Origin of the sequence: Klebsiella michiganensis, assembly GCA_000963575.1 — a bacterium.
Taxonomy (GTDB): Bacteria; Pseudomonadota; Gammaproteobacteria; order Enterobacterales; family Enterobacteriaceae; genus Cedecea; species Cedecea michiganensis_A.
Map to the genome: position 1 here is coordinate 4,968,802 of CP011077.1, position 26,804 is coordinate 4,995,605.

The 26,804-nt window shown below is 53.9% G+C and carries 16 protein-coding genes and 2 pseudogenes; 7 read left to right on the forward strand and 11 right to left on the reverse strand.

Annotated elements, in window-relative coordinates:
• Window positions 1-7 precede the first annotated feature (7 nt).
• Together VW41_23085 and VW41_23090 are read right to left on the reverse strand one after the other, a co-directional pair.
• Window positions 8-742 carry a cell division protein gene (locus VW41_23085; protein ID AJZ91698.1) on the reverse strand — a complete coding sequence of 245 codons (735 nt, stop codon included), beginning with the start codon at window positions 740-742 and terminating at the stop codon, window positions 8-10.
• A 12-nt stretch (window positions 743-754) separates the two neighbouring features.
• On the reverse strand, window positions 755-940 hold the full coding sequence (locus VW41_23090) for a hypothetical protein (protein AJZ92069.1): 186 nt from the start codon (window positions 938-940) through the stop codon (window positions 755-757).
• A gap of 173 nt (window positions 941-1,113) precedes the next feature.
• On the opposite strand from VW41_23090, the gene VW41_23095 reads away from it, so the two are divergent.
• From VW41_23095 to VW41_23105, 3 genes are read left to right on the forward strand one after another with little or no spacing between them, the layout of a single operon-like run.
• Window positions 1,114-2,676: a cellulose biosynthesis protein BcsE gene (locus VW41_23095; GenBank protein ID AJZ91699.1), complete on the forward strand. Its 1,563-nt coding sequence runs from the start codon at window positions 1,114-1,116 to the stop codon at window positions 2,674-2,676.
• Entirely contained in the window at window positions 2,673-2,867 is a 195-nt protein-coding gene (locus tag VW41_23100) for a membrane protein (protein AJZ91700.1), read from the forward strand. Before VW41_23095 ends, VW41_23100 begins: the two co-directional genes overlap by 4 nt.
• Window positions 2,860-4,542 (forward strand): membrane protein, encoded by a 1,683-nt coding sequence (locus VW41_23105; protein ID AJZ91701.1) that lies wholly within the window; start codon window positions 2,860-2,862, stop codon window positions 4,540-4,542. The genes VW41_23100 and VW41_23105 overlap by 8 nt, the downstream gene beginning before the upstream one ends.
• An 87-nt stretch (window positions 4,543-4,629) precedes the next feature.
• Here VW41_23105 and VW41_23110 read toward each other — a convergent pair whose 3' ends face one another.
• A complete protein-coding gene (locus VW41_23110; GenBank protein AJZ91702.1) occupies window positions 4,630-5,292 on the reverse strand; it encodes a membrane protein in 663 nt (220 codons plus the stop codon).
• Between the two features lie 154 nt (window positions 5,293-5,446).
• On the opposite strand from VW41_23110, the gene VW41_23115 reads away from it, so the two are divergent.
• Window positions 5,447-7,777, forward strand: a complete 2,331-nt coding sequence (locus tag VW41_23115) for a trimethylamine N-oxide reductase I catalytic subunit (GenBank protein AJZ91703.1) — start codon at window positions 5,447-5,449, stop codon at window positions 7,775-7,777.
• Here VW41_23115 and VW41_23120 read toward each other — a convergent pair.
• Both VW41_23120 and VW41_23125 read right to left on the reverse strand, forming a co-directional pair.
• Complete coding sequence (locus VW41_23120) at window positions 7,725-8,186, reverse strand: acetyltransferase (GenBank protein AJZ91704.1); 462 nt, start codon at window positions 8,184-8,186, stop codon at window positions 7,725-7,727. The genes VW41_23115 and VW41_23120 overlap by 53 nt on opposite strands.
• Window positions 8,183-8,746 (reverse strand): DNA-3-methyladenine glycosidase, encoded by a 564-nt coding sequence (locus VW41_23125; GenBank protein ID AJZ91705.1) that lies wholly within the window; start codon window positions 8,744-8,746, stop codon window positions 8,183-8,185. The genes VW41_23120 and VW41_23125 overlap by 4 nt, the downstream gene beginning before the upstream one ends.
• A 360-nt stretch (window positions 8,747-9,106) precedes the next feature.
• Between VW41_23125 and VW41_23130 the strand changes: the two genes are divergently transcribed.
• The 3 genes from VW41_23130 to VW41_23140 all read left to right on the forward strand — a co-directional run bounded on the left by VW41_23130 (window position 9,107) and on the right by VW41_23140 (window position 14,137).
• Window positions 9,107-10,315, forward strand: a complete 1,209-nt coding sequence (locus VW41_23130; GenBank protein AJZ91706.1) for a membrane protein — start codon at window positions 9,107-9,109, stop codon at window positions 10,313-10,315.
• 274 nt (window positions 10,316-10,589) lie between these two features.
• Window positions 10,590-12,266, forward strand: coding sequence for a phosphoethanolamine transferase (locus VW41_23135; protein AJZ91707.1), 1,677 nt, complete (start codon window positions 10,590-10,592; stop codon window positions 12,264-12,266).
• A gap of 188 nt (window positions 12,267-12,454) precedes the next feature.
• The gene (locus tag VW41_23140) at window positions 12,455-14,137 is read left to right on the forward strand and encodes a phosphoethanolamine transferase (GenBank protein ID AJZ91708.1); all 1,683 of its coding nucleotides are present in this window, start codon (window positions 12,455-12,457) and stop codon (window positions 14,135-14,137) included.
• A gap of 530 nt (window positions 14,138-14,667) precedes the next feature.
• On the opposite strand, the gene VW41_23145 is transcribed toward VW41_23140, so the two are convergent.
• The 6 genes and pseudogenes from VW41_23145 to VW41_23170 all read right to left on the reverse strand — a co-directional run bounded on the left by VW41_23145 (window position 14,668) and on the right by VW41_23170 (window position 26,802).
• On the reverse strand, window positions 14,668-15,009 hold the full coding sequence (locus tag VW41_23145) for an adenylate cyclase (GenBank protein AJZ92070.1): 342 nt from the start codon (window positions 15,007-15,009) through the stop codon (window positions 14,668-14,670).
• 736 nt (window positions 15,010-15,745) lie between these two features.
• Window positions 15,746-16,087, reverse strand: a complete 342-nt coding sequence (locus VW41_23150) for a hypothetical protein (GenBank protein ID AJZ92071.1) — start codon at window positions 16,085-16,087, stop codon at window positions 15,746-15,748.
• A pseudogene (locus VW41_23155) lies at window positions 16,005-16,430 on the reverse strand (adhesin). Before VW41_23155 ends, VW41_23150 begins: the two are co-directional and overlap by 83 nt.
• An 822-nt stretch (window positions 16,431-17,252) precedes the next feature.
• On the reverse strand, window positions 17,253-17,627 hold the full coding sequence (locus VW41_23160) for a hypothetical protein (GenBank protein AJZ91709.1): 375 nt from the start codon (window positions 17,625-17,627) through the stop codon (window positions 17,253-17,255).
• 85 nt (window positions 17,628-17,712) lie between these two features.
• Complete coding sequence (locus VW41_23165) at window positions 17,713-18,042, reverse strand: hypothetical protein (GenBank protein AJZ91710.1); 330 nt, start codon at window positions 18,040-18,042, stop codon at window positions 17,713-17,715.
• 453 nt (window positions 18,043-18,495) lie between these two features.
• A pseudogene (locus VW41_23170) lies at window positions 18,496-26,802 on the reverse strand (hypothetical protein).
• Window positions 26,803-26,804 lie beyond the last annotated feature (2 nt).

A 26,804-nucleotide genomic window follows, 5' to 3' on the forward strand; every position in this document is an offset into this window, starting at 1 on the left:
AGACTACTCATGCCTTTTTCCCTGAAAGGTTCAACAGGCTCCAGTTGGCGAGGGTCATGATTTCCTCAGCAATCAGCGAATCCGGACGGTACTCGCCCAGTGGCTGTTTAACCGCAGCACTTTCGGCCATCGCCTCATCGCGGTGGAGGACAATCGGGATCATTGTGCGCTGGCTCTGAAGCCAGACCTGGTAGATATCATCCTGCAGCTGGCTGGCCACCAGCAGGTAGTTCACCAGGATATGAGCCCCTTTAGGTAGGGCCTGCTGGTGCAAACGGATATGGCAGTTGGTGTCTGGTTTAACCACCGTCACCACACTGTCGGTTTGCGCCAGAATCTGGCGGGTCAGGGCGCTAAAGCCGTGGGGCAGATCCAGCAAAATCCACTGGTACTGCTGGCTCGCTTTTAAGTCGGCAAGAAAATGACTGAATTGCCCAAGGGCTTTTTCCACCGTATCGAATGTTTCACGCTCGGCCGGACTAAGCTGGCCAAACGGCAATACGTCAAGATGGCTGGTATAGCGCCACGCACTTTTGCGCCAGTCTTCGTTATCCAGCATGGCTCGCGCCCAGCCCTTAGGCTCTGCGAAATCAATATTGTAAAACAGGCGCAGCAGATTATCTGGCGAGATATCTATCACCAGTACCGATTCCCCAAGTTGCTGCAACGACCAACCAAGCGCCGCGGTGATAGATGTCGTCCCTACGCCACCACGCAGCCCCTGCAACCCAATGACAGCCATCAGGCCTACTCCCTATTGTTGCGTTAATTCAGCCAGCAGCGGCCAACGTTTAATTGCCGCCGCCAGTTGTTCTCGCTGCGATATATCGGTGTAATCTATTTCCGGCAGTGAAAATGCTTTACTTAACGCCAGAAAATCATTTTGGAAGGCATAAACGAGCTTGTTTTCCTGAGCATTGCCAGTCTCTTCATCTTGCATTTTGGTTGTCATCCCTCGGTCAGGTTTCGTCACCAGTGATAACGGCAAATGTCCGGAAAACGAAAAATGTTTTACAATGCTAAAACTGATGCTGTTTATTTTCAATGGTAGGTTTCTTTCTGAGCTTACGCTAGTAAACTGACATACATACTAATTTATCTTCAGGGGACGCCATGGAACCCATATTTTCGCTTGGCATCCGTTCGTTGTGGAACGAATTGAGCCATATGCCCGCAGGTGGCGTCTGGTGGCTAAACGTAGAAAGTCAGGATGACGCAATAAATCTTGTTAATCAAACGGTTGCCTCCCAACAGTCGAAAGCGAAGGTTGCCGTCATTTCAATGTCGGCAAAGCCCAGGCAGGCGATAAAGCTTGATTCGGCTGAGGGACCGGAAAAAATACGTCTTTTTACGATGCCTTCGTCCATCAATGGGCTCAATGCGCTGCGCCGCGATCTGATGTGTAGCATTAATCCAGAGCACTACTTTTTTATACTCTTAAGCTCAGATAACGTCTGGGAAAATATCCCCCCGGCAGATTTACGTCACTGGCTCGCCGTAATGGGCAAATGGACCGAACGCAATAAGTGCAGCCTGCTTTTTGTCAATGTCGGAAATAATAATGACAAACAATTCTCATTATTAGTTAGCGAGCACCGCAGCCTTTCCGGGCTGGCCAGCCTGCGGGCACAAAGCGATATTCATCGTTTTGACATCGCCTTCTGGTGTAACGAGAAAGGCGTCACGGCCGATCAGCAGCTCAACGTCCACTGGCAAAACGGGAAATGGCAAATTGTAGAAGATGCCGAGAGCTCACCGCAGCCGCGCAGCGACGAAAAACGCGTCCTCAGCCACATTGCCGTTCTGGAAGGTGCCCCTGCCCTTTCGGAAAACTGGCAGCTCTTCGAAAATAATGAGCAACTGTTTGATGCCGCGCGAACCGCACAGGCCGCAACGATCATTTTCTCACTCACTCAAAATAGCCAAATCAACAGTATCGCCCGCCAGATTCATTCGCTTCGCCGCCAGCGCGGCAGCGCCCTGAAACTGATTGTGCGAGAAAACCAGGCCAGCCTGCGAGCCACCGATGAACGACTTTTGCTGGGCTGCGGCGCAACGCTAATTATTCCGTGGAATGCCCCGCTCTCACGCTGCCTGACAATGATAGAAAGCGTGCAGGGTGCGAAATTTACCCGCCACGTTCCGGAAGATATTAGCGTGCTGATAGACCAGATGCAGCCGCTGAAGCTGCGCGGCTACCAGAAATGGGACGTCTTCTGCAGCGGCATCAGCGCGCTGATGAACAACGCTCTGCTGCCCGCAGACGGCAAAGGCGTCATGGTCGCACTGCGCCCTGTGCCAGGGCTGCGCGTTGAGCAAGCGCTTACGCTGTGCCGACCGAACCGTATGGGCGATATCGTGACCATCGGAGAAAACCGGCTAATGCTGTTCCTCTCTTTCTGCCGCATTAACGATCTCGATACCGCGCTGAACCACATTTTCCCACTGCCGGTGAACGACATATTCACCAACCGCATGGTGTGGTTCGAAGACAGCCAGATTGCCGCCGAAATACTCCAGATGCAGGCCTTGCGCCCGGAAAAATGGGTGAAACCACTGGCCGCCACACTCGACCTGAATAGCGTTCGCCATGTGAGCCGTGAAGGGCATAGCTGGCGCCGGCAACCAACGCCTGTCACGCTGCTGGATGACACTCCGAGGGAGCAGACAAAATGATGAACATCACTGACATCATTCAGCTCATCGTGCTTTGCGCGATCGTTTTTATTCCGTTGGGCTACACCGCTCACCGCTGGCTTCCCCGCCTTACCGCCTCGGTACGGCTGATGTTTTTAAAACCACGCTATGTTAAATCGGCCGGAACGCTGCGCCGAACTTCCGCCAAGGCAGACCATCAACATGACTAATCACTCTCAAACGGCAAAGTCGCCAGCTTATTTTCTGCAATACTGGCGTGGCCTGGGTGGCTGGAACTACTACTTCCTGTTGAAGTTCGGGCTGCTGTGGACCGGGTATCTGAATTTTCACCCGCTGGCGAACCTGGTCTTTGTTGCCTTTTTGCTGTTCCCGCTGCCGCCGCTAAAACTGCACAAGCTGCGTAACTGGATTGCTCTCCCCGTGGGGATAGGCCTGTTCTGGCACGATACCTGGCTACCCGGCATCGACAGCATGATGAGTCAGGGCTCGCAGGTTGTCGGCTTCAGTGCAGACTACCTCCTCGACCTGGTAACCCGCTTTATTAACTGGCAAATGATTGGCGCGGCCTTTGTCCTGCTGGTCGCCTGGCTTTTTGTCTCCCAGTGGCTTCGCGTCACGGTGTTTGTCGTGGCTATCCTGGTCTGGCTCAACGTGTTAACGGTGGCGGGCCCGGCTATCTCTTTACTGCCATCCACATCGCAAACGACGGCGTCCGTCAGTACTGGCAGTACCGGTGGGGCAACGGCTTCCGGCACTACGCTGGCGCCGGTACCTGGCGATATTCCGGCGCAAACGGCCCCGCCGACAAGCGACAATATTACCGCCTGGCTGAACAGCTTCTACGCCAGCGAAGCCAAGCGTCAGACCAAATTCCCGGACGCGCTTCCCGCCGACGCGCAGCCTTTTGAACTGCTGATTATCAATATTTGCTCTCTCTCATGGTCCGACATCGAGGCGGTAGGCCTCAGTTCGCACCCGCTGTGGAAACACTTTGATATTCTGTTCAAAAACTTCAACTCGGCGACCTCCTACAGCGGCCCGGCCGCTATCCGCCTGCTCCGCGCGAGCTGCGGGCAGTCGTCTCACAAAGGGTTGTATGAGCCTGCGGGCAACCAGTGCTACCTGTTTGACGATCTTGCCCGTCTCGGCTTCAAGCAGCAGCTGATGATGGATCACAACGGCGTGTTCGGTGACTTCCTGAAAGAAGTGCGTGAATACGGCGGTATTCAGACACCATTGATGGATCAAAGCGGGCTGCCGAGCGATCTGCTGGCATTTGATAATTCGCCAATCTATGACGATACCGCTGTGCTGCAGCGCTGGCTGCAGGGCGAGCAAAATGACGGCGCGAATCCGCGGACGGCTACCTTCTACAACCTGGTGCCGCTACACGACGGCAACCATTACCCTGGCAACAGCAAAACAGCCGACTATAAAGCGCGGGCGCAGAAGCTGTTTGATGAGCTGGATTCCTTCCTGACAGAGCTGGAGAAGTCGAACCGCAAAGTCATGGTGGTGATTGTGCCGGAGCACGGCGCGGCGCTGAAGGGCGATAAAATGCAGGTTTCCGGGCTGCGTGACATCCCAAGTCCTGACATCACCCACGTTCCTGCCGGCGTGAAGTTCATCGGTATGAAAGCCCCGCACAGCGGCGACGCCATTGAAATCAACCAGCCAAGCAGCTACCTGGCGATTTCAGAGCTGGTTTCCCGCTCGGTGGACGGTAAAAACTTTGTCGCCGACCAGGTCGACTGGAGCGCGCTGACCAGCGGTCTGCCGCAAACCGCTCCGGTTTCCGAAAACTCAACGGCGGTGGTGCTGAAGTACCAGGATAAGCCTTATGTCCGCCTGAGCGGCGGTGACTGGGTACCGTATCCGCAATAACGTTTGTGTGTAGACTCCGAAAACCGGCGCCTTGTGCGCCGGTTTTTTTTTGCGGTTTTCGGAAAATCTGAACCGCTGTGAGCGGGGTTAACCCAAAGGACTCAGGGTGATTTCTACGCGGCGGTTTTGCGCTTTGCCTTCCGCGGTGCTGTTGCTGGCAATCGGATTCGCCGGGCCTGCACCGGAGGTGCGAATACGGCTGGCGTCAACGCCCTGGGTAATCAGCGCGCTTCCTACGCCGTCCGCACGCTGCTGCGACAGGCGCATATTCAGATCTTTGCTGCCGGTACTGTCGGTATAGCCGACCACGTTAACCGCTGTTTTGGGGTACTCTTTCAACACCATCGCCACGCCGGTCAGCGTGTTTGCCCCCGCAGGTTTCAGGGTGGCGCTGCTGCTGTCAAAGGTGACATTATTCGGCATATTCAACACGATGTTGTCGCCACTACGGGTCACGCTCACGCCGGTTCCGCGCATTTTGTCGCGCAGCTTAGCTTCCTGCACATCCATGTAGTAACCGACCCCACCCCCGAGCGCTGCACCGGCAGCGGCACCAATCAGTGCGCCCTTACCGCGATCTTTTTTTGATGACGAAAGTGCCCCCACGCCCGCCCCAACCAGCGAGCCAATCCCGGCGCCTATGCCTGATTTTCCTGCCTGGCTTTCGCCGGTATACGGATTAGTGGTGCAGCCAGAAACCGCTAAGCTGCCACACACGACGGCGGCCATAATCATGACGCGTTTTTTCATCTTATTTCCTTCTATCCTTATTCATCCTTTGCCGGAGATGAGTCCGGCGATTGATTATGACGGCAATTCGTGTAGAAAATTCCGGTAAGTATTCTGAATCGTTGTCATAAATGCGTGGGCACAGAGCCCACCGCCTGCCATCGCGGAGCCCAAATTGGCCAATACATCACCTTCACGAAAACAGATCCTCACTGCCGCGCACTGGGGCCCTATGCTGGTTGAAACCGACGGAGAGCGGGTTTATAGCTCTCGCGGCGCGCTTGAAACCGGTCATCAAAACTCGCTGCAAAGTGCGGTGCCCGACCAGGTTCACAGCAAAGCTCGCGTTGCGTTTCCTATGGCTCGGAAAGGGTTCCTGGCCTCCCCGGATAAGCCGCTGGGCGTTCGCGGTGAAGATGACTATGTTCGCATCAGTTGGGATGACGCCCTGACGCTTATCCATCAACAGCACAAGCGCATTCGCGAGGGCTACGGCCCGGCGGCCATTTTCGCGGGCTCCTACGGCTGGCGCTCCAACGGCGTGCTGCACAAAGCCTCTACCCTGCTTCAGCGCTACATGAGCCTTGCGGGCGGCTATACCGGGCATTCCGGCGACTACTCCACCGGTGCCGCGCAGGTGATCATGCCTTACGTGGTTGGTTCTAACGAGGTTTACCAGCAACAGACCAGCTGGCCGCTGCTGCTTGAGAACAGCGAAGTGGTCGTGCTGTGGAGCGCGAACCCACTCAACACGCTGAAAATTGCCTGGAATGCCAGCGACGAACAGGGCGTGAAGTACTTCGAACAGTTAAAAAACAGCGGCAAAACGATCGTCGCCATCGACCCGATGCGCTCTGAAACGGTGGATTTCTTCGGTGAACGTGCCGAATGGATCGCGCCGCATATGGGGACCGACGTCGCGCTGATGCTCGGCATTGCCCACACGCTGGTCATTCATGGCCGGCAGGATAGCGATTTCCTCGCTCGCTGCACCTATGGCTACGAGAAGTTTGAAGCCTATCTGCTCGGCAAAACCGACGGGACGCCCAAAAGCGCGGCCTGGGCAGCTGAAATTTGCGGTATTCCTGCGGGAACCATCGAAAAACTGGCGGATCTTTTCAGCCACAAGCGCACCATGCTAATGGCGGGCTGGGGCATGCAGCGCCAGCAATACGGCGAGCAAAAGCACTGGATGCTGGTCACGCTGGCCGCCATGCTGGGCCAGATTGGCACCCCGGGCGGCGGCTTTGGCCTCTCCTACCACTTCGCCAACGGCGGCAATCCGACCCGCAGCGCAGCGGTTCCTGGTTCCCTGCAGGGATCGCTGAAGGGCGGAACCGATGCGGTGGAAAAAATCCCCGTGGCGCGCATTGTCGAAGCGCTGGAAAACCCCGGCGGGGCTTATCAGCATAACGGCAAAGAGCACAGCTTCCCCGACCTCCGCATGCTGTGGTGGGCCGGCGGCAGCAACTTCACCCATCACCAGGACACCAACCGCCTTGCCGCGGCCTGGCAAAAACCTGAACTGATCGTTATCTCCGAATGTTTCTGGACGGCGGCGGCAAAACACGCCGATATCGTTCTGCCGGTGACCACTTCATTCGAGCGAAACGACATGACGATGACCGGTGATTACAGCAATCAACACCTGGTCCCTATGAAACAGGTCGTCGCCCCGCAGGGAGAATCGAGGAACGATTTTGATATTTTTGCAGCCCTGAGCGAAAAATGGGAATCCGGAGGCGAAGCGCGGTTCAGCGAAGGTAAAAGTGAACTTGAATGGCTGGAATCTTTCTATGATATCGCCCGCCAGCGCGGGGCTACCCAGCAAATCACACTGCCGGAATTCAGTGAATTCTGGGAATCTAACCAGCTGATAGAAATGCCAGAAAATGCGAAAAATGCCGAATTTATTCGCTTCTCGGACTTCCGTGACAATCCAGAGGGAAATCCCCTCAAAACGCCGAGCGGTAAAATTGAGATCTATTCTGAGCGCATCGCCAGCTTTGGGTATGATGACTGCCCACCTCACCCAAGCTGGCTGGCACCGGATGAATGGCAGGGCAATGCCGCCTCCGGCCAGCTGCAGCTGCTCTCATCGCATCCTGCCCACCGCCTGCACAGCCAGCTAAACTATGCCGGACTGCGCGACCAGTACGCCATTGCCGGGCGCGAGCCTATTACGCTGCATCCCGAGGATGCCAAAGCACGCGGGATCGCTCACGGCGATTTAGTACGGGTATGGAACGCTCGCGGGCAGGTATTGGTCGGGGCCCAGGTGACCGACGGCATTCGGCCAGGCGTGGTCTGTATCCACCAGGGCGCATGGCCCGATCTGGATGAAGACAAACTGTGTAAAAACGGCGCGGTTAACGTACTCACGATGGATATCCCGTCTTCACGGCTCGCCAACGGCTGCGCGGCAAATAACTCCCTCGTCTGGGCGGAGAAATTTACCGGCCCGGCTCCTGCCGTGACGGCGTTTGATCCGCCTGCCAGCTCATAATCCACGTCGGGTGCTGCGTTTCTTCCTGCCACGCGCTCTCTTCAATGTGAAAGCCGTGGCGGTGATAGAAATGCACCGCCCGACGGTTTTTCTGGTATACCTCAAGACTTAAGGCCTGGTATTCCGCTTTCGCCTTCTCCAGCAATTCACCGCCGAACCCCTGCCCGGCAAAAGAAGGCGCCACGAACAGCGCGCCAATAAACTGCTGGTCCATCACGCTGATAAAGCCCACCATCTGTTGCTGGTGCAGGTACACCCACGTATTTGACTGAGGAATATAGACGTTACGCACCAGGTTAAGGCTCTCGTGCCAGTAGCTTTCCGGGATAAACGGATGGCCGACGATGGTACTTTCAAGCCAGAGCGCTATGAGCGTATCCATTTCCCCACGGCTAAACGGCTGGATCATTGGCGAAAATCAGGGTGGCAGAAACAGCTGGTCACATGGTCATTGACCAGGCCGCAGGCCTGCATAAACGAATAGCAGATAGTCGACCCCACAAACTTAAACCCGCGCTTCTTTAGCGCCTTAGACAGCGCATCTGACGTCGGCGTAAAGGCTGGAACTTCGCTGAGTGAAGCGGCATGCGACACCTTTGGTTTATTCTCCACGAAGGCCCAAACAAACTCCGGGAATTTCTCACCGTTGGCTTCCATGGCGAGGAAAGCTTTGGCGTTGGTGATAATCGCCTCAATTTTCCCACGATGGCGAATAATTCCGGCATCCAGCATCAGCGCATCGACCTCTTCCGGCTGAATCAGCGCCACGGCATAAGGGTCAAAATTCCTGAAACGCTGGCGGTAATTTTCCCGTTTTTTCAACACGGTAATCCACGAAAGCCCGGCCTGCTGGCCTTCCAGGCAAATCATCTCAAAGAGCTTCTGCCCGTCGGTGACCGGCACGCCCCATTCTTTGTCGTGATACTCCAGATACAGCGGATCCTGAGTGACCCAGCCACAACGTTCCATTTTGCTCTCCCTGATAACCTGCCGAGCATGGGCAAATTTTACTTTCTGACAATAGTGAATCCGGGGTATTTCGCAACCCTGAATGAGATCAAAGAAAGGGGACTTAATACCGATAAATTTGCAAAGTGTTAACCATGTCTCATTTATGATTTAACATTTGATATACAGCAAATACGCACATCACAATGATAGCGAGCACTAACCAACAAAATATAAAGTGCAGCGTGAAGGCTGTTCATACCGTCTGAGAGGCATTTCATTCCGTTCCCCATGCATTTCATGCCGTTTTTTCCTGGAATAAACGGCGCTTCGCTATCGTAGACGGCAGATAACTTTCCTTATATTCGCAGGACATCTGCCATGAACACTGCCACCTACAACCGTACTCGCTGGTTAACCCTCATCGGAACCATCATTACTCAGTTCGCGCTGGGTTCTGTTTATACCTGGAGCCTGTTCAACAGCTCGCTGTCCCAGAAGCTGGACGCCCCCATCAGCCAGGTTGCATTCTCCTTCGGCCTGTTGAGCCTTGGCCTCGCTATCTCTTCTTCCGTAGCGGGCAAACTGCAGGACCGATTCGGCGTGCGCAAAGTCACCATGGCGGCGGGCGTGCTGCTCGGTGCCGGGCTATTCTTCACCGCACATGCCAACAACCTGATGATGCTGTGGCTCACGGCGGGCGTGCTGGTTGGCCTGGCGGACGGCGCAGGCTACCTGCTAACGCTGTCTAACTGCGTGAAGTGGTTCCCGGAGCGTAAGGGGCTGATTTCTGCCTTCTCTATCGGCGCCTATGGCCTCGGTAGCCTCGGTTTTAAATATATCGATACCCACCTGCTGGCGGCCTACGGTCTGGAAAACACCTTTATGATCTGGGGTGGCCTGGCGATGGTTATGGTGCTGTTTGGCGCCACCATGATGAAAGATGCCCCGCTGCAGGTAACCCAATCCGCAGGCGGCGCAGCGAAGACCGATTTCACCCTCGCAGAATCTATGCGCCAGCCACAATACTGGATGCTGGCATTGATGTTCCTCACGGCCTGCATGAGCGGCCTGTACGTTATCGGCGTTGCAAAAGATATCGCTCAGGGCATGGTTCACCTGGATGCCATGTCTGCCGCCAATGCGGTAACCGTTATCTCCATTGCTAACCTGAGCGGCCGCCTTGTTCTCGGCATCCTGTCCGATAAAATTGCCCGTATTCGGGTGATCACCATTGGTCAGGTGATTTCACTGGTCGGTATGGCGGCCCTGCTGTTTGCCCCGCTGAACGAAGCGACCTTCTTTGCGGCCATCGCCTGCGTTGCCTTTAACTTTGGCGGCACCATCACCGTTTATCCTTCGCTGGTCAGCGAATTCTTTGGCCTGAATAATCTGACCAAGAACTACGGCGTGATTTACCTGGGCTTTGGGATCGGCAGCATCTGCGGCTCCATCATCGCCTCACTGTTCGGCGGCTTCTACGTGACCTTCTGCGTTATCTTTGCCCTGCTGATTCTGTCGCTGGCGATCTCCACCACAATTCGTCAGCCGGTACGCACCGTCCTCAATCACAAGCACGCCCACGCCTGATAGACTTCGCCAGACATACGTTAAGGCCGCCTGATGGGCGGCTTTGACGTAGCCCATCACCGCCTTTTGTTTTCTCTCCAAACAAAAACACAACGGTAGCAATGAAATAACCGTCTTTAGGGAGACTTTTTCGCCACAAGCTGTATTATCCCGGCCAGGATAAATCCCCCTTCTAACTGCCTTATCCTTTTTTCACTCGTCAGGCCAACAGAGGGATCGCTCTCCTAAGACAGCATTTGCTATCCAGAACAGCCCTACAGAGAAAACGAGCACCATGGTAAAAAAAACCAGCCGAAAATCGCTCTGGACATATCTTTATGTCACATTGCTACTTATTGCAGCCGTGATCATCATTGCGGGTAACTCACCGCGTGATATCTATCCCCTGGTTATCGCTGCAAGTACCTTCATTTTTACCTGCGGATTACTTTATTTACTCTCCGCCAGAATCATTTTCGCCATTGGAACCAGTAGCCTGCTGGTGATTCTGCTGCAATTTTGCAACCAGCTTAAGGTTCACTATTACAAAGACCAGCTGCTGTTTAGCGATATTTTCCTGATGGCCGACCCGGCCAATGCGGGCACGCTGCTGCATTATCCCTCCGCCGGGATCGCGGTTGCGGCGATGGTAGCGCTGCTTATCCTGACGATTATCATCGGCTGGCGTGCGGTGCCGCGCCGCAAAGGGATGCTCGCCCCGCTGATTGCCCTCGGCGTGATGCTGGGCTCGGCGTCAGCGCTTAGCCACAGCGTACTGAAAAATCAGCACGACTGGGCCACAAAACTCCCCGGCGGCACCGGCGTGCTGTCAAACCTGGCGCTGTCAGGCATCCAGGCTAGCTATGACGCGCCAACGTTCCCTCAGTCTACATCTCAGGAATTTATCTCCCGGGCGGCGGCGATGAATAACAAGCGGGCAGCATCTGCGAGCGTGCGGCCTGATATCGTTCTGCTGCTGCAGGAATCGACGGTAGATCCTCGTCTGTATAAGGTGCCTGACCCTAAATTACTGCCGCATTTTTCTATGTTTGAGCAGGACAGCAAAGTGAAGGCCCACACGCTGATGCGCGTGCAAACCTTTGGTGGAGGCACCTGGCTGTCTGAATTCGCGGCCTTAACCGGAATGCGCAGCGATGATTTTGGGGCGCTGAAAAACTCAGTCTTTTATTCAGCTGTCGATCACGTCAACGACAGCCTGTTTAAGCAGATGCAAGATAACGGCTATTACACCGTGGTCCTGACGCCATTCAATAAATCGGCCTATAACGCCGGTCACGCCTACACCATGATGGGCGTAGATAAAATCATTCAGCCACAGGAGCTGGGTTACCCGGGTGACCTGGCAGACAACCTTTGGCATATTCCCACCGCGGATATCCTGGGCTATGTTAAAAAGCTCCTTGCCAGCCACACCGATAAACCCGTGTTTGTATATGCCTTAACGATGTATGAACACGGCCCCTATGACGCAGGGCATTCCGATGATTACCAGCTCACTTCCGCGATGCAGAACAAGGATGCCGCCGGGAAGTTTAGCCATTATGTTGAGAAGATTAAAAACTCAGAAACCGCTCTGGCCGACTTCTTCCAGTTTGTAGACCAACGCCAGCGGCCTACGATGTTTATGTACTTCGGCGATCACCAGCCGGCCATCGACTGGGCTAACGGCTACACGACGGACCAGGCAGACCCTGTCCATCTTTCGCAATTCAGCCTGCGGGACAATTATAATGCCCCACCGGTTGCGGACCTGGGCGCCATCACCGACATCGCCTTCCTTGGCGGCATGTTACTCGAACAGGCCCAGCTAAAAGTGTCGCCGTTCTACCAGGCCAATATCGATATGCGCCATTTGTGCCAGGGCAGACTGAATGATTGCCCCGACACGACGCTGTTTGATAGTTACCGACACTATATCTACGATGAACTCCATGCGGCATCAAAGCCCTGATATTCATTACTAAGCAGACCGCAAAAGACCCCGTCTAAAAACGGGGTCTTTTTTTGTTAAAAACCGCCATTTTCTTAGAATGTTGACGTTTCGCCAGGAATTCTCTTCGTTTCACAAGCCATTCAGAACTAGCTGGCTACTCCACGGTCTGAATAGCGCTAATATTTTTTATCGCCTGGAAGCCCTGCATGAATTACATAAAAACACTATCCCAGCAAAAATTGTGTCTTTTGCTTGGGGTGTACATTGGCTGGTTTTTGAATATCTCTGTTTTCTACCAACGTTTTGATAGCCGTGCCCAGGTCTTCATCGCCTGGAAAGGCATGGCCGCAGCTGCCGAGTTTTTTGCCTGCCTGCTGGTGACATTTTTCCTGCTACGCCTGCTGTCGCTTTTTGGCCGTAATCTCTGGCGAGTGCTGGCCTCCTTCGTGGTGCTGTGCTCCGTGGCCGCCAGCTACTACATGACCTTCTTCAACGTGGTGATCGGCTACGGCATCATTGCCTCGGTGATGACCACCGATATCGACCTTTCTAAAGAAGTTGTGGGCTTCCACTTTGCGCTCTGGATGGGGCTGGTCAGCGCTATCCCGCTGTTCCTCATCTGGGTCAACAGGTCACAAGACACGCTGCTTCAACAGTTGAAAACTCCCGGCCAGCGCATCAAAAACATCGCTATCCTGCTCTGTGCGGGACTGCTGGTTTGGGCGCCGCTGCGCATGTTGGGTGAAATGCAGTCCGACGATGAGCAAGGTTCAACGACGGATATGGCAAGCTATGGCGGCGTAGTGGCCAGCTCTTATGTGCCGGTCAACTGGGTCTCTTCCCTGGGGCTTTTTGCCTGGGCGAATGCCGACGAATCCACCGGCAACGGCTCGCTGATGAACCCCATGAAAAAGTTCACCTACGTTACGCCTCCGGGCCTGGACGATACTTATGTGGTGTTTATCATTGGCGAAACCACGCGCTGGGATCATATGGGGATCTTGGGCTATGGCCGTGACACCACGCCCAAACTCGCCAAAGAGAAAAATCTGGTCGCCTTCCGCGGGGAGTCCTGCGACACCGCCACCAAACTCTCTCTGCGCTGTATGTTCGTCCGCGAAGGCGGGGCAGAAGATAACCCCCAGCGTACGCTGAAAGAGCAAAATATCTTCGCGGTCTTAAAACAGCTGGGATTCAGTGCCGACCTTTACGCCATGCAGAGCGAAATTTGGTTCTACAAAAACGCCATGCCGGATACCCTTGCCTTCCGCGAACAAATCGCCGCTGAACCCCGCAACCGCGGTAAAACCGTGGACGACATGCTGCTGGTTGATGAGATGAAGCAATCCCTCGAGCAAAATCCAGACGGCAAGCATCTGATTATTTTGCACACCAAAGGCTCCCACTTCTCCTATGCCCAGCGCTACCCGCGCAGCTTTGCGAAATGGACGCCAGAATGCATTGATATTGGCAAAGGCTGTTCGAAGGAGATGCTAATTAATGCTTTTGATAATTCGGTACTTTATGTCGATACGATGATCGACAGCGTGCTCGACCAGCTGCGCGATAAGAAGGCGATAGTCTTCTACGCCGCCGACCACGGCGAATCTATCAGCGACTCCATGCACCTGCACGGCACGCCGCGTAAAATGGCACCGCCGGAACAATTCCGCGTCCCGCTGCTGGTTTGGGCCTCGGATAAGTACCTGGAAAATCCAACGTCTGCCGAAGCCTTTAAGCACCTGCAGGAGCAGGCCAAAATGAAAGTGCCGCATCGCCACGTTGAGCTGTATGACACCATTCTCGGCTGCCTGGGCTATACCTCACCCAACGGCGGCATAAACGAGAATAACAACTGGTGTCATGTTTCAAACAAAGCCGCAAACTGATTTTGCGCACGACCGCATAACATCCTTTCCCTTTTAACCACCTTTGCGGGGTTAAAGGGGATAAACGGCAGGGCATAATCAGTATGTCGGAAGATCTCTAAAAGTGAATGGTTCGGTTTACCGGGATACTTACATACTGGCTATACCAGCAGATACGACGATATTCCCCCTTGCCACTTCACCTAAGAATTTCGCTTTGTCTTCAGCTGGTGCACACGGTGTGTTACCCAGCCAAAACCCAAGATCTGAACCGGCCATAGCATCCATATTATTATTCTCAACAACAACTTATTTATTTAACATTCGCTTTCTATAGGGCAAGTAATAGGAAAGCCATAGACATATCCCCAAAAAGAAACCTAAAGCTGCCATTTTGAGGGCAACATGCACTTGTTCATGGCCAAAAAAATCAACATCAAGTCCGGGCGCTAGGATCCACTGAAATACTAAGCTCAATATGAACATAGTAGCCGGAATGGCTGCGCAGGAATAAAAAAATAACAATACCAATCGCCATGTTGGTACTTTCCTCATTTTTTTGCCTCCACATTTTTATTACTCGTAGCATAATTAGAAAGACCAGAAGCTACAGAGTCTGCAACATTGGCTGCTACTGATGGCACTGAGCTTTGAGGTACAGATTTGGAAATTGTCCATACACCTGTAGGTATCCATTCGTACTGCTTTGACATTGGATTAAGCACTTTCTCAAAAGGAACTTTGATTATTTTGCCAACAATATAACCTGTCCCGGCACTTACTGTGCTCAAAATACATCCATTAAATGGGTCATCACCTTCGATTTTAGCCTGATAATATCCACCGGCTGCATTCCAGGTTACTGTTGGATTGTAATCTTTACCAGCGGTAATGATGCTAATGACGCTTGCGCCTATAACATCAGATAATTTAACCTCACCAGTTTTGCTTGTTCCATATTGGATAGCAGCATTAGCAGCACCTGATACTCCCGCAGCGATTAATTGTTCCTTAATACCTGCACTGATAGTAATAATTGCCTTTCGCCCCATTACCGCTACCGGCCAGGAAGTTGGTGTCATAATCACATCCATAACCCTATCATTGGTTGTGATATTATCTTTCAGGAATTTCAGGTCCGAACCGTTAAGATATTTCACTATTGCCACTGCATCCGGATCTTTCAGCTTCTCGCTTAACCTCACCTGATGTTTATTCGCATCCAGGGCAACGTTCGTGTCTGCCTGAATCAGCTCTTCCCAACTCACACAAGTCACACCGCCACTGGTACAGGCCTCAATCAGTTCTTTACCGTTTTTATTGCTAATGTCGATATATTTCTCGACCACTTTTTTACAGTCACCACCCGATTTTTTGCAGTCCTGCATTTTTTTATCAAGCTGACGAGCCTCTTTCTCATTCAGCCAGTTATTCTCAACCGTCGTTTTCCCGGTCTGTGCCTCCGCGACCACGCCCGACCTGATGCCCACGCTCTGGTGCTCTACCTGGTACTCTGCGCTGTTCTCGATTCCCTTAAAACCCAGCGTCCCGTATCCAGTTTATTTTTACCGGCATCCGCCGCCGATATATAGCCAAACCCCGGCTCAATAGCCGGGATGTTTATGAGGCTCAGCTGGGATCTGAGGGAGGGACTTTTTTGGCTTTACATTCATCTATTTTGGCGAAAATCCATGAGCCCATCCCCCCTGCAGTACCTGCAATAGCGCTTACAACGATGATATCTATCATTACTTCTCTTGTTAAATTCACCTTACCATCAAAAATTAAGTCAATAATAACACTAGCTATAAAGAAAAAAATGAAACAATAAATAATAAGATAAACAATACTTAAAAGCAGATGTTTCAAATTTATGTTTGGATTTTTTTTATTTCCCAGCATCATTAGAGCCCTTATTGTTTGTTTTATCTTTAACTTTATTACCAATAAACTCACCACCAAAAAAACCAATAACATCACTAACAAAACCCGAGCCTGGACCTAAAACTGGCTTCAATACAGGCGGTGCAATCACATCAGTCATACTACCAAATGCCCAGCCAACCCCTGTACCAATTAAAGCACCTTTATCCGGCTCATCAGTAAATAGGGCTCCACCTACCGCGATCCCTGCGTTCTGCCATACACTCCGTCCCGGGGCTAGCATCCCCGTAACTCCCGCTGAAATATTTCCTTTATAATCCATGGTATTGGGCTGATTTTTGGCAAACTTTGATTTCTTTTCACTGTTAATATCAAACCACTGATAGGTGCCGTTAGCTATTTCAGCTATTGTGCCGCCCGTAACAATTTTATCCACCCGCCACGCGACCGCCCGAACTGATGCCCACGCTCTGGTGCTCTACCTGGCACTCCGCGCTGTTCTCGATGCCCTTCCCCGTATCCAGTTTATTTTTACCGGCATCCGCCGTCGATATATAGCCAAACCCCGGCTCAATAGCCGAGGTTTTTATGAAGGTCAGTTGGGATCTGAGGGGGGAGTTTTTCGGACTTTAAAATAATCAATCAGATTAAAGACGATTGTAGCTGCTGTTATAGCAGTTCCTGCAATGCAACCAAAAACTATTGCTCTTTTTACTTGATTTAGTGGGAAGTGAAAATCATTGCCTTTGAAGTAATAAAAAACCGCAATTACCCCACCTAATAACAGTAACATTAATACAGAAGACAAGCAGCTATAAAAAAACAGTACTATATAACCATATAATTTTTTCATTATTTTTTCTCCTCAGATGAACCTGTTGATTTATTAATATCCTTAACAAATCCAGATGAAAACTCTGAGGCGACGCCTCCCCAATAATCATAAACAAATCCTGGTAATTCTTTTCCTGTCACTGAACTTATAATCCCTGGAGCATATTACCCAAACATTCCACCAACCCATGCGCCAAAAGCGCCACTACCCATCGCTCCAATATCAGGTCCATCACTAAACAGGGTTCCACCTACTGCGATCCCTGCGTTCTGCCATACACTCCGTCCCGGGGCCAGCATCCCCGTAACTCCCGCTGAAACACTTCCTTTATAATCCCAGGTCTTGGGCTGATTCTTTGGCACACGTTGATTTTTTACGCTGTTGATATCAAACCATGGGTAGGTACTAATAGGGATTTCAGCTATCGCAACAGCTTACCCACCAGCAGCCCGCTCGCCACGTTGCCCAGGAACTGGCGGCCCACGCTACCGCCCGAGCTGATGCCCCCGCGACGGTATCTGCCGTGCCGTTACCGATTAACCCACCCACCAGTTCTGTATTTTTTGACACGCTCAGGAAGTTATTCGATCTCTGCAATTCATCATAGTTATCAATCACTGGCGTAAGCTGATTAATACTGTATTGCGTCAGCCTCTGACAGGCTGCATCACAACCCAGTGATTGCATCAGCTTGATAAGATCATCCTGCTGTTTTACCAGATAGTCTTTACTTATCTGGGTGTTCAGCGCTTTTTGTTGTTGAGTTGCATCAGCTTTACTCGCTACAGCCACCAGTTTTTTACGCTCTTCATCTGTTGATGCCGACTTGTATTTTTCAAGCCACGATGTGGTCTGCTCCGCGCTGAGATAATTATTCTCAACCTACTTCATATCTTAACGAAGTATTGATACCAACCAGTACGTCTTTTACTTTTTCAAGAAATTCAATACATTCCGGCGGTATTTCATACAGAAAGAATATTTCTATCAAAAAATTATTAATTCCTTTCGATTCAGGGAAAGCTTCATATACCTCTTTACTCTCAATAAAACGAATATAACTATTAATTTTCTCCTGTAATAAATATAAATGTTCAAGTATATCGTCATTCCAACATAGATGATCAGTTATACCTAATCGAACAAAATCTGTATTATCTTTTGGTATACCAATCATATCTACTTTATCAGTATCTAATATTGACATTTATTCCCTCTATTTTTCTTTCTCTGGCCTGACAATTTCGACTTTAGTTGGAGGTAATTTTGTTCCTCCCTCAAAACCAGGTTTGCCTTCACCGACTATTATCCCACCATTTTTTTCTAAATCTGGGTATCCTATTTTTTGATTATCAGTTAAAGGTGCCGTTTGTGAACCTTTACACTCAACGCAGTTTATTACTCCGTTCTTATCTTTACCGATCATATCAACCCTAACCTTAGTCCCACTCTCAGTTTTTATTGTAATTTCTCTCTGAGAAGTTATGTTTTCTTGTTGATATTTTTCATAGTGTTTTTTCTCAAACTCCTTACCTTTTTCACTATTTAGTTGAACATTTGTTGGCGGATTTGGTGATGAAACTTTAGTTTTAACACCATTCTCAAATGTATAATATCCACCATTATTACTATAAACCGTGTTTCCTGAGGCATCTGTCTTGCCAGTATTACTATATGTACTTCCTTTCGGACCTAATATTGCGTTATCTTTTGCGCTGTAACCAGTCGATAAGTTAGATCCTTTTCCTTGTTCATGAGCCGTATTACCTTTATTTCCCTTAACGGCTGTTGAAATAACAGTAATACCTGTGTTCTTACCTACACCGGCCATCCCTATTTTATCAAGGCCTTCTTTACCACCTAAAGCAATTTTAACTTCAGGTGTTGCTGCATTAAAAATTGCTGAAGCTGTTAACTCATTCTCATTTTTAACTAAGTTAACCAGCTCTTTTCTGTCATCAGCACTTAATGAATCTACCCATGCAGCCCATTTTAGCGAGTCTGCTTGATCTACACCGGCAAGGAGTTCCCCCCAAGACTCTATAGAATCTGTAATTTTACCCGCTTTAGCATCCGTTACGGCTTCGTCTCGTTTCTTTTTACTAAGTTCGCGGAACTGGTCAAATATCTTATCTTTATCCGCACCAGTCTCTGTTGCTTTAATTAATTCTTGTCTTAAATCAAGGACATCTTTATTTGATAATAAGTTATTCTCAACCGTCGTTTTCCCGATCTGTGCCCCCGCGACCGCATCGGCCGTGCTGTTACCGGTTAATCCACCCGCCAGCCCGGCCGCCAGCGTCGCCAGCGCGCTCACCGTCTGCTTCTCCGTCTCGCTCAGTTCGCTGACCGGTTTACCGTAGGCATTCGTCGCCACCATCCCGACAAGCTCTGCCGTGGCGGCTCCCGACGCGCCTACCAGCGCATTGTTCCCCTGCGCCGCCGCCAGCGCCGCATTCACCGCTGCGTGGGCAAGTACCTTCCCACTCGCGTCCAGCCCGCTGTTGCCGATGATATTCGCGATGTACGGGGCTGAGCCACCCGCCACGGCTTTCGCCAGGTCGCCGCCTGCCAGGCCCTGTACTGCTGCCGTTGCCGCCTGAATGGCCCGCTGCACCTTCCCGCCCGTGCCAAAGTCAGAATCGGCAAACGCCTTGTCATAGAACGACTGATAAACATGACTGGCAACCTCTGCGTCAGTCGGCGTTTTATCCGGGTTGGCTTTGAGCAATGCCTCTTTCGCGGCCTGAAGCTGCTCCGGGGTGACGCTCTTCATCTTCTCTTTCGCCGCCCGGGTGGCTTCAATTTTGCCCTGCGTCGCCGCAATATTCCCCGCCTGGACCCCGATCTCGCCGATAAGCTGCGCCTCGCGCAGGCGGTTCTGCTCTTTCTCTTTGTCGAATATCGGGCTCAGCGTCTGGTTGGCGTGCTCTGCGTCGCGGCTCAGGTTAGCCACATCCTGCTGCTGTTGGTCCTTGTCGCGGATAACGATTGTCCCTTCGCTCACCGCCGACTTCGTCGTGGAGCTGGCGCTGCCGGAGCCGTTCGCCCCCACCAGCAGCCCGCTCGCCACGTTGCCCAGGAACTGGCTACCCACGCTACCGCCCGAGCTGATGCCCACGCTCTGGTGCTCTACCTGGTACTCCGCGCTGTTCTCGATGTCCTTAAAGCCCAGCGTCCCCGTATCCAGTTTATTTTTACCGGCATCCGCCGTCGAGCCGACGATCGCCCCGTTCAGCTGCGTATGCTCGCCCACCGTAATATCAAACCCGCCTTTACCGGCAAAGATGCCCGTCTGCTCCTGCACCGACGCGTACGTGCTGTGCATTTTATCCCGCGAGGCGTTGAGCGACAACGACCCTCCGCCCATACTCGCGCTGCCTCCGGCGCTCATGTTGGTCTGCTTCGAGTCGTAATTGTCCGTGTCCTGCTCGCTGGTAAGCTGAAGGTTGCGGCCCACGTCCATCTTCACGCTGTTACCGCTTGCCTGCGCGCCGGTCAGCGTCGTGTCGCGCCCGCTGACGATATTGAGGTTATTCCCGGCGTTTAGCGTCGTTTCGGTATGCGAGGTGCCGGTGCCGTTCTCGCTACCTTTGCCTTTGTTGACGCTGGCATTGACCGAAATTCCGTTCGCCCCGCTGCCGAAGTTGATCCCCACGCCGTAGGCGCTGCCGTGGCTTTCGTTTTTGCCGTCCAGTTGCTGGCTGTTTAGCGCGGACTCCAGCCACACGTCACGCTTCGCGTTCAGCAGCATGTCTTTGCCTGCCTGTAGCTCGCTGCCCTGTACGCGAATGTCGCCCTCGCTGGCTTTGATGGTCAGGTTATTCCCGGCGGTAAGCTGGCTGCCCTGGCTTTGGTTTGAGGTCTGCGTCTGGGTCGATTTCGACGACTGGCTGCCCCAGGATAGATTCACGCCCACCACGCTGCCCGGCGAGCCGCCTTCGGCGTTATTCAGTTGATTCCCCTGGTAAGCCTCCACGCCGCTCAGCGCCGACTGCACGCCCTGCAGCGCGGCCAGGCGGCCGTTGCTCTCTTTTCTGGCGGAGTTCGCCTGGCTCACAGCCTGGTTCACCGCACTCCCCACCGTGCCGGAAAGCGCCAGCGTCAGGCCGCTGGTTTTTTGCTCGGTAATGTGGGTTTGCGTACTCTGATTTTCCGCCGCAAGAATGCTCACATCCTTCCCGGTCAGCAGCAGATCCTGCTTCGCCAGCGCGTCTGAGCCTTTCACCGTCAGCGCGTTACCGGCGCTCAGGTTCACGTTCCCGGCGGTGCTGCCCACCGTGCTGCCGGTGCTGCTCAGTGATTTGCCGTCGTCGGTGGTTTTCAGCTCACTCTTGCCATAGCTCACCCCAATCCCGCCGGTGCCGGACAGGCCGGAGGTTTTCTCCTGATACTGATGATTTTCCTGGCGGGTGTTTTCCGCCGTGATTAAGGTCAGGTCGTTGCCGGCAGACAGATTAACGTCATGGGTTGCCGCCACGCCGCTGCCCTTCACGGTCAGATTATTCCCGGCCTGCAGGGTGATACTGTCGCCATCAAGCGTGCTGCCCAGCACGTCCGTTGCCTTCACGTCGTCATGGGTGGTGATGGTCTTTTTCGACAGCCAGCCGCCGGAGCTTTGCCGGCTGTTTTCGGTCACCTGATACGACGACTCACCGCTGGTGATATTGATATTGTTGCCTGCCGCCACCGCGAGCTTATCTGCCGCCGTGACGCTTGCCGCGCGGGCGTTCACGTCGTGCCCGGCGCTCAACTCCACGCTGCCGTTGCCGTTTATCTGGCTACCGACATCCGTTGTCTGAACGACGTGCCGGTCATTGCCGCCGCCCCAGTCGCCGGATTCAGTCTGGGTGGTGGTCACGGTGTTCAGGTTCAGGTCATTGCCGGCCATCAGCTGTGTTTTGCTGTTTGCACCGCTGTTGCTGACCAGGCTGCCGGTCAGATTGATGTTGTTCAGCGCCTGCAGCCCCAGCTCGCCGCTTTCGTTCTGCACGAAGATACCGGCAGGGCGGTCGATCCAGCTGTTGGTGCCGTCTCCACGCGTGGTGGTGATGCTATTGATGTCGCGGCCAGCCACGGCAATCAGGCCATCGCCGGCCTGCAGCGTGCCGCCTATGTTATTGATATCGGTACGCGCCTGAAGACTGACGCGATTTCCACCAAGATAGCCGCTGTTGGTGATATTTTCGGCGGTGATTTGCGTAATTTCGCGTCCGCTAATGTGTCCGCTGTTAGTGAGATCGTTTTTCACGTTCAGCGCAATGTTGCCGCCGGACATCAACGCCCCGCTACCGTCGAGGTCGCCCGGCCGCACGCGGGCATAGACCTGCGGCACCAGTACGTTTTGTACCGAGCCGTCAGGCAGCGTCACGTCCTGTTTCACCAGCCAGACCATATCGCTGGTCAGCAGCGCCATTTGCTGAGACGTCAGTGCCACGCCCGGCGTGAGGTTGTACTGTTTACCAAACGCCACGCCCGCATCCATCAGCGCCCGATACTGATTCTCATCGTTATCAAACCCTTTCAGGAAGCGGTTCCCGGTCAGTTCAGCTATCTGCTGGCGGATCAGGTTTTGCTCATAGAAGCCATCGCCCAGCCGCTTGAGGATATTCCCGCCATCCAGCGCGAACTGGCTTTGCATATAGTCGCTGCTGAGCCACTGCTTCCGATTGGTAAAACGCGGATCGGTCTCAATCAGGAACGGGACGTCGTTCGTCGGGCGCAGCCGGTAAAGGCTGTTATCGGGCAGGCGGAGATCTGGCGGCGTGAGGCGAATTACGCTGTCCGGGCCGCTGGCAATCTCGACAATTTGCCCTGGTGGAGCGGTAACAGGCCGCTGCGCCAGCGCCGCATCCAGCTTGCCAGGGTCGATAATATGGGTTGTGACGCCGCCGGTATCACGGCTTGAGATAGCCGGGCCGCTACCATTGACCAGGGCATTGCTCTGCCAGGCCATTTGCTTCAGGTCGATTTTCTGGGTAACCACGGCCGGTTTGTAGCTGCTGGTGTCTTTCCCCTGGCTGGTCTTGGTCCCGCCCAGTTTCTTTTTCTTCTTCTTGGCATACCAGCGCGTCTGGCTACCCACGTCGGCAATCACCCGCTCGCCCAGGGTCGCCAGGTTATTCAGTTGAACTATCGTGCCACCCAGCAGCCCACCGGCAATAACCGTGCTGTCCCGGTTGTTCATCTGGTTGCTGTTGATGGTCAGATTGCCGCCGGCGATGATTTTGCCGGGATCGGTTTCCACGACCTGCGTCTCTTTCACTGTACGCTGATAGTTGTACTCGTAAAATTCCTCGTTTTGCGAACCATCAGGCATCTTAGCCGTATGCACGCCGTACTTATTTTTTTGGCTGGTATCGACATTATCCCAGTCGTAATGCGTCGGAGAGCCTTTCAGCGCCGCTTCATGGTGCGCAGAGTTTTCCGTTTCTACTACCTGCGTTTTCAGGTTGTCATTGAGGTTATTAATCTCGCCAATATTGAGAGCCATATTGCCGGCGGATTCCAGCGTCGAGCTGTGGTTATTGAACGTCAGCGCCTGCCCCTGGGCCTGCCACTGGTCATTGAGGCTGCCGCCGATGGCTACATCGCCCGCGCTGTAAATCATCGCGTGGCCGACGTTATTTAGCGTGCCAACACCTAAATCCAGACGCTGACGGGCGGCGATAACCGGGGCCGTACCGTCTTTCGCTTCGTTATTTAGCGTCCCCGCCTGCAGGGCAATATGGTCGCCATAAATACGCCCGGTGCCGTAGTTGTTAAGCGTGTCGGCGCTGATATGGGTTAAGCCGCCGTCCAGCAGCCCCCAGTTTGTCAGCGCCCCGCCCACCAGCAGGTGAGTTTCCCCGGCGCTTATCTCCCCGCTTACGCGGTTGAGCAATGCCGGAACGTGCATAGTCAATACGCCCCCGGCTTTCACCAGACCTTCGTTAATCAGTCCTTCGGCAAAAGAGAAGCTGACGTTGCCGTTGGCAATAATCTGGCCGACGTTAAGCAGCGCTTTTTGCAGGTTCAGCGCCATTGCGTCCTGCGAGAGAAGTTGGCCGTCACCGGTAGCCGATCCGGCATCCAGGCTAAGCATTTTCCCGGCAATGAGCGTGCCTGCGCTGTTGGTCAGCGTCAGGCTCTGGCCGCCGTTCACCGTTAACTGGCTGCCGGACGAAAGCAGGCCGCGGGTATTGTCCAGGAGGCCACCCGTGTTAAGCGTTAAGGCATCGCGGCTGCGAACGGCACCGTCGGTATTGTTAAACGAGCCGGTATTCAGCGTCACCGACTGGCCTTCGATGCCTTGCTGGTCTGAATGCGTGTCACGGTTGACTATGCTGGCGGCGTTAAGCGTCGCCGTTTTCCCGCTACGGATAAGCCCGCTGCCGTTTTCCAGCGCATTTTGCATCGTGACCTGCAGGTTACCCGCCGCCTGGATCTGCCCGGCGGTGTTGTTGAGCGCGTGAGCGGTAATGCTCGCTTCACCTCCGGCAGCAATCGTACCGGCCTGGTTGTTTAGCGGGTTACCGCGAGTGTCCAGCCGCGCATCTTCCGTGGCAACGATCCGCCCGGCGTCGTTCAGCAACGCGCCGCTCAACAGGGTCAGATTCTTGCCTGAGGTCAGCTCGCCGTGGCTGTTCACCAGCGCTCCGCCGCGAGTATCCAGCGAAAGCGATTTGCCCGCCTGAATCAGACCCTGCTGGTTGTTGATGCCCTCATTGATAAGCGAAAGCGTGCCGTCGCTTGCCAGCGTGCCTGAGGTGTTATTCAGCGCCAGAGTGGTAAGGCTGGCGTCTTTGCCGGAGGCAATAAACCCGCCGCTGTTGTCCAGCGCGCCGCTCTTCACAGTAAGCTGGCCCTGGCTCAGAACGCCGCCGTTTTTCCCGCTGTTGCGGTTGGTGAATGTACCGCCCGCTAAATCCAGAGAGAGATCCCCTCCCGCCTGGAGCAGACCGGCGTCATTGTTTAGCTGGCTGCCGTTCAGGCTGAGACTCTGCGTGCTGGCTATCACCCCGCCGCTATTATCCAGCGCTCCGCCTTTGAGGCTCAGCGCCCCCTTGCCCGACAGGTTGCCGCCGCTGCGGTTTGTCAGGCTGCCGCCCTGCACGTTAACGTCCAGCGTTGAGCCGGACTGGAGCGAGCCCGCGTCGTTATTCAGCTGGCTGCCGTTGAGCTGGAGCGCCCCGGCGCTGGCGATAACGCCCTGCTGGTTGTCTAACGCACCACCGTTTACCGTCAGCGCGCCATTGCTGAAAATGCCTTTATTGCCGCTGTTGCGGTTGCTGAGCGCGCCACCCTGCAGGTCCAGCGCTAAATCAGTCCCAGCCTGAACCAGCCCCTCGTCATTGTTCAGCCCGCCGCTTTGCAACTTCACGCTCTGGCTGGCGGCGATAACGCCCTGCTGGTTATTCAGGCTCTGCTTCCCGGTGTTTACCTCGACCGCATCGGCCTGAACTCGTCCCCGCTGGTTATCGAGCTTCGCCCCGCTCAGCGTCAGCTTTTTACTGTTCGCGACAATGTTTCCGCCACGGTTATCAATGCCCCCGGCATGAGCCAGCGTCAGCTCGCTATCTCCGGTTTGCTGCAGGGCACCCTGACGGTTAGAAAGTTGGCTGGCGGTAAGGTTAAGTTTATCGGCGCTCAGGTTGCCGCCGTCATTGTTCAACATCCCGGTGGTGCTGACCGTTATCTGCTGCGCCGCAACATTGGCTTTTTGGGTATGAACATCGCCCTGGGCTGCGGCCAGCTCCACCGACCCTGCCCGATTCTGGCTGGCGCTAAAATCAACGCTTGCGCCCTTCGCGGTAAGCTTGTTTACCGCACTGTTCTGCCCACTGACGGTGAGCTTGCCCTGGCTTTGCATCGCCAGGTCTCCCGCCGCGCTGGCGGTGCCGTCCGTTTTCATCCCTGCGGCAAGCACGCCCTGGCTTGAAATGTCATTGCGTGAGGCAAGCTGCACGTTATTGCTGGCCTGGATCAGGCCGCTATTGCTGATTGAGCCGTCGGCATTAACCACGACATCGCCCGCCGAGGCACCGATTGTTCCGGCATTGTGAACGCCGACGCCGGACTCCGTCCCCCTTAACTGAATTTTATTGGCGTACATGCCGCCAAGCTGCGCCACATCCACCGCAAACTGAGGGCGCGCGCTGCCGTCATCGGATTTAGCCGTCGCGGAGCTATCGCTGGCGCGGACGTTATTCCGCCCGGCGGTGATCTCAAGCTGGCCCGCCTGAATAGTGGCGTTCACTTTTACCGCCCGGGCAATCAGCTCGGTCGTGTCCTGCCGCGAGCTGTCCATCCCTCGCCCCTGAACGGTGATGGTGCCCCGGTTCACGTCGTAACCGGTTATCTGGCCGTTCGACAGTTGCACCTGCCCGGTGGTCAAGGTGGTGCGGTTGGCATTGATAAAGCCGCAGCCGTTACAGGTGATCCCGGCCGGGTTAGCGATGACTATCTGCGCCTGTCGCCCCGCCACTTCCAGCATCCCGTTGAGCTGGCTTGGGTCGCGGGAGTTCACCTCGTTCAGAATGACCTTCGCCTCGCCTTTTGCCAGCCACGGGTTAGCCGCCACCATGCCGCCCAGCTGGGTTTGGGTCATCTGATGGGAGTTGTTTAAAATCGCCCCTTTCTGGTCGATGTCGAACTGGGTGTATTTATTCTGTGAAACCCCGGCCGCGCTCGGCGTCTGGATGTTGATTTGTGGCGTACCGTTCGCGCTGTTTATGATGGTTGGCTGCTGCTGGCCGGGTGCGCTGCCGTCCGCCACGATGCCCGCCCAAACCGGCGTGCTAACGCAGCCCATCGCCAGTAAAAGACTGAAACTAATACGCCCCAGACGGCTCAGGCAGCGGCTCTGAGTATGGCCCACACCTTCGGATGGAGAAGACGCCGCCCGACCCGAAGCGGCAATATCCGGCACGACCATCAGCATGCCACGCGCTGTGTTAAACACGATGCGATAGAGATTCTTATTCATCC